General features: G+C 47.8%; 4 protein-coding genes. 1 reads left to right on the top strand and 3 read right to left on the bottom strand.

Annotation, left to right across the window (positions count from 1 at the left end; translation table 11 throughout):
• On the top strand, nt 1-964 hold a 964-nt coding region (locus ACLFWI_RS27145; RefSeq protein WP_446415514.1), incomplete at its 5' end, for an ATP-binding protein.
• Between the two features lie 160 nt (nt 965-1124).
• On the opposite strand, the gene mraY is transcribed toward ACLFWI_RS27145, so the two are convergent.
• From mraY to ACLFWI_RS27130, 3 genes are all read right to left on the bottom strand, one after another.
• A complete protein-coding gene (gene mraY / locus ACLFWI_RS27140; protein ID WP_446415515.1) occupies nt 1125-2246 on the bottom strand; it encodes a phospho-N-acetylmuramoyl-pentapeptide-transferase in 1122 nt (373 codons plus the stop codon).
• A 187-nt stretch (nt 2247-2433) separates the two neighbouring features.
• The gene (locus ACLFWI_RS27135) at nt 2434-3606 is read right to left on the bottom strand and encodes a baeRF3 domain-containing protein (RefSeq protein ID WP_446415513.1); all 1173 of its coding nucleotides are present in this window, start codon (nt 3604-3606) and stop codon (nt 2434-2436) included.
• Nucleotides 3607-3972: 366 nt separating this feature from the next.
• Complete coding sequence (locus tag ACLFWI_RS27130) at nt 3973-4521, bottom strand: Npun_F5560 family protein (RefSeq protein WP_006100958.1); 549 nt, start codon at nt 4519-4521, stop codon at nt 3973-3975.
• Between the last annotated feature and the right edge of the window lie 191 nt (nt 4522-4712).

Here is a 4712-nt window from a genome sequence, read left to right as displayed (position 1 = left end):
CCCCCAATCCCCCACCCTCACAGAAAACGAAGTGACACCGCCAAAGCGGGGACGAAAGAAAAAAACAGACCAATCCCAAGCCCCCATCCAACCTCCCCAATCTCAAGTTCCCCATCAACTTTGGGATATTTGCCGCACCTTAGCACGTCCCCGCCTTGATGACTTAGCGCAACGGATTGAACCAACAGCAACTTGGGATGATTTAGTCCTGCCCGAGCAACAAAAAAATACCTTGCGAGAACTTGCCACCCAACTACGACAACGTGGAAAAGTTTATCAAGAATGGGGCTTTGCGGGTAAAAGTGGTCGAGGTTTAGGGATCAGCGCCCTGTTTGCGGGTGCATCGGGTACGGGGAAGACTATGGCATCGGAGGTATTGGCAAAAGAATTTCGTCTCGACTTGTACCGCATTGACTTGAGTGCTGTGGTGAGCAAATATATCGGAGAGACAGAGAAAAACCTGCGGCGGATTTTTGATGCTGCGGAAACTGGAGGGGCAATTTTACTATTTGATGAAGCCGATGCGTTGTTTGGTAAGCGTACTCAAGTTAAAGATAGTCATGATCGCCATGCCAATGTGGAAGTGAGTTACCTACTGCAACGGATGGAAGCCTATCAGGGTTTAGCGATTCTCACCACCAATCTCAAAGACGCCTTGGATCAAGCTTTTCTTCGACGTATCCGATTTATTCTCTCTTTCCCCTTTCCTGATGCCCAATCCCGATCCGAAATTTGGCAGCGAATTTTCCCAAAACAGACTCCCACTAAGAAACTTGACTTTAGAAAGTTGGGCAAGCTGAATGTAGCTGGCGGAACTATCCGCAATATTGCCATGAATGCGGCGTTTCTGGCTGCTGATGCTGGAGAACCTGTCATGATGAAGCATATTTTAGCGGCGACGAAAAGTGAATCTCTAAAACTAGGACGGATGCTGCTCAATACGGAGATTCAGGGTTGGGTATGATATCTGACTATATTGTTATTGAAACTTTACAATACTCAATTCTGGTTAACTCCCCCCTTTTTGGTGGGGTTTGGGATAAGCCAAGTTCTCTCTAACGCTGAGATTACTTGGCTTATAGACATGACATCAAAACGTTTTCACCGACTGACTGGGCGATCGCTCAAAAACCAGACTGCAATCCTAAACAAATCAACGCTAACAGCCCGCCTGTCAAATAAAACACACCGACAATTTGGGTTTCTGACCAACCGCTTAATTCTAAATGGTTATGAAACGGTGACATTTTAAATAGCCGTTTGCCCACCCCAGCCTCATCTTTGGTGGCTTTGTAATAAGCAACTTGGGCAATCACTGAGATTGATTCCCAACAGAAAATGCCACTGAGAACAAATAAACACCAGAGGTTCTGACTCAATAATCCTACTGCCGCCAGAGCGCCACCTAAAGCCAGGGACCCGGTATCTCCCATAAACACGGCAGCCGGGTGGCGATTATGCACGACAAATCCTAGACAACTGCCACTGAGACAAGCACAGAACACCATTAAACCCGGTGACGTTGGAGCAACGATCGCAGCCAATGCCAAAAGCGCGATCGCACAAGTCCCCCCAGCCAATCCATCCACCCCATCGGTAAGATTCGTGGCATTACTTTCCGCCGCCAGCACAAACAGCGCCAGGGGCCAAAACAGCAATCCTAAGGGTAAAACGATACCAAACGGTAGTGCGATCGCGGTAATACTAATCGGTTGACTTGCCGCCAGCCAAATACAAAACACCAACCCCACACTGATTTGCAGTGCCAATTTCAGGCGAGGGGAAATACCCTTATTAGAACGGCGGCGGATAATTTGCCAATCATCCAACCAGCCAATCATCCCATAAGCCAGGGTCACAACGGATACAACTAAGACATTAACAAACTCTTGCCCTGTCAGTGCCAATCCCGACCAAAATAGAGCCACCATTACCGCCACAGGTACAAAAAACACCCCACCCATTGTTGGGGTGCCAGCTTTTTGTAAATGGGTTTGGGGACCATCCTCCCGGACAATCTGCCCCATTTTCAGGGTTTCCAGAAAGGGGACAACCCAATACCCCAGTGCTGCCGTCACCACGGCACAAATCAACAGGGGCAAGGTCATCGATACTCCGGCGAACAGGGAGCGTTCCCCCAACCCATCTAGAATCAATGATCCCAGACTCAAACCAACGGCTAATAACGTCAAGAGGCTGGAACCGGTTAAATTAAACGACCGCCCAGAAGTTAATTTTGCGTCTATCACGGACAAAATATCCCTTTATCGAACTTCCTCACACACAATCAGACCCATGGCGTCTTAACGATTCCCGTGTGACCCACGGCACTGATGGGAATCGTAACATCAATAGGGTACTTGCAATCAATCCTTCAAGCAAATTTACTTATTGTTGCCAGATGATTCATCACGATCGCTAACGACCGAGCAACTAATAGCGGAAAACTGCCGCGATCGGTGCTTGAGCGGGTACTCGCTCAGATTCTACAGCAAAAACTGTTCCACCATTCAAAACCGTATAAACGGCTGCTAAATCCAATAAATCTTGGTCACCAGCCTGGTGTTGCTCATGTAGCTGCACCCTGTTGCTCTGTGGGTCAAAGCTACCCCACTGCTGATGGTCTACGGCGACAAACAACGAATCAATGCGTTGATTATAAGCCGCCTGCACTACTTCTTTCAGGGCATCAGAGGCTTGTTCCTGATTATTTCCAGAAAATTCTCTGAAGCGGTCAATTGCGTCTTTCTCTGCTTGTTGAAACTTAGGCTGCACGATTGCCCAGGCTTGGGTATGGAGATCTTCTGGCTTGGAGAGTTCTGGATTACCTGTAATGCCTTCGTCCAAAAGATGGGGGTAAGAATTGACTCGTTTATAAATCGGCAGGAGATAGTCTACACCTGCTAGCACTAGCGGGACTGTCTCATCTTGCAGAAACTCTTGTATCCCTTTATTCACTTGGCTGAAAAAACGTATGATCTGATTTTCGTGATCTTCATCCACACCTCGTCCATGCATAGTTCCCGGATCTGAACCGGGTAATCCGCCAGGGGAATAGGTTTCAGAGGACATGAATTGAGTTTGATTCTCAGAATCCTCATACTGAAGTACACTCATCAGACTTTCGGGGAGATTGTCAATATTCTCAGGCTGGATTTCCCGAATGCGATCGCGCCCTCCCACTAAGAGTCGTACTTGGTTTTGACTCAGTGCCAAGATATAGAAACACCCATCACCCGTCAGCAGTGGCATGAGTGGCTTGAGATGAAATTGGTCACCGACTACGACTAACTCCTCAAAATCAAGGGGTAGACGGTAATAGTGAAAGAAATTGGGAGCAATGAACAGAGCAAGTCCATGATTTTGATGGCGCCAAAACTCAGCTTGATCCAACTCTTTAGCGCTGTTGAGCATTTCTTTGGCATCGGCTGGGCGCATACCCTTCTCAATCAACTCGGCTTCGGCTTTTCCCCGGAGATTCTTGAAGCGAATGGGGTCTTGTCGGATTTCTGAACCTGCCGTATGCGTAGGCATAAATATAGAAACACACAATCCTTCTGGCTGTTTAACCAAGGTTTTGAGTTCGTCTCTCGATAGTAATGGCATAAAATTGAACTCCTATACTTCTCTTCAGTTGAAAAAAATCAAACGAACGAACAGGCAAGACAGCCAGCTAACCCTAAGGGTTAGAGGCTAAATCTCTGACGATTTTTTGGGGTCGGGCTGCGGTTTAGCCCCAAAGCCTAAGCTTGCCTGCCTTCATTTCAACGAAGATAGTATGCTCAATACATCTGCCTTACGATAGGAAAGTTATCAGGACTGACGCACTAAGGTTATTGGTTGAGACGGGGTGTAGGGTGTAGGTGTAGTCAGGAGTTGGGAAGCCTGAGGCTAAAATCGCGTAATCACCAAAACCAAGTCCGCCTAGCCTACAAGCTAAAACGGACTAACAAAGAAGTAAGCCGGAGTAGTTCACACGCTACCAAAGGTAGGAATTGGGCTATTCGTCGGACGACCAAAACTGGGTAGGTCAACATGAGTGATATTGCGATTCCTGACAGCTAGCCGATAGCTGACACTTTGCAACTCAGCATGAAGTTGGCGATTCTCTCGTTGTAAGCGGCTCACCTTCTCTCTCACCGGTGCCATGCGTTCAGCAAACTTCTGACGATAAATTTGGGGTAGCTCCTGAACCACCTGCTCTAACATGCGAGAACGGTCAGTTAATTCTTGCACAGACTGGCGCAACTGATAAATTTCTTGATCGCGAGTCGTAATCTGCTCTTGGTAAAATCTGACTTGCTGCTCCACATCTTGCAACTGTTCGCGCAAGACTCGCATTTGGGCTTGATGACGCTCAGAAACCTCGGCTGGCGGTTTAAAGTTCGCATTGCCTTTAACCAAGCGAAATAGCTCTTGAGAGAGTTGCTGCACGAGCTGATCTCTCAGATGTAACTCTTCCCGAAGGCGAGACACTTCAGTTTGCAGCGCTGGTAGGGTTGGGGTTTCAGTCGCGTTCACGATAGCAAAAAGCTCCAATACAATAGGGATTCCCAATAGCAGAAGGCGATGGGCAACGTCGCTCGGTGATGTGATTACCCTGTAGGAGGATGATATCACTACTAGGGTTATGCTTGACAAGTTAACTCCAAAATAGTCATCGTATTCGCGTGAGACTCCACCCTCAGCGAAGCAGGGTGGAGAGGAATAGC

This window comes from Coleofasciculus sp., from assembly GCF_046539235.1.
In the GTDB taxonomy this organism is placed as follows: Bacteria; Cyanobacteriota; Cyanobacteriia; order Cyanobacteriales; family Coleofasciculaceae; genus Coleofasciculus.
Note: the sequence above shows the minus strand (reverse complement) of the source record. Positions and strands in the feature narration are given on the sequence as shown.

Coding starts and splice junctions, on each gene's coding strand:
- ACLFWI_RS27135 (WP_446415513.1), bottom strand. CDS start 3,606: ATGCCATTACTATCGAGAGACGAACTCAAAACCTTGGTTAAACAGCCA.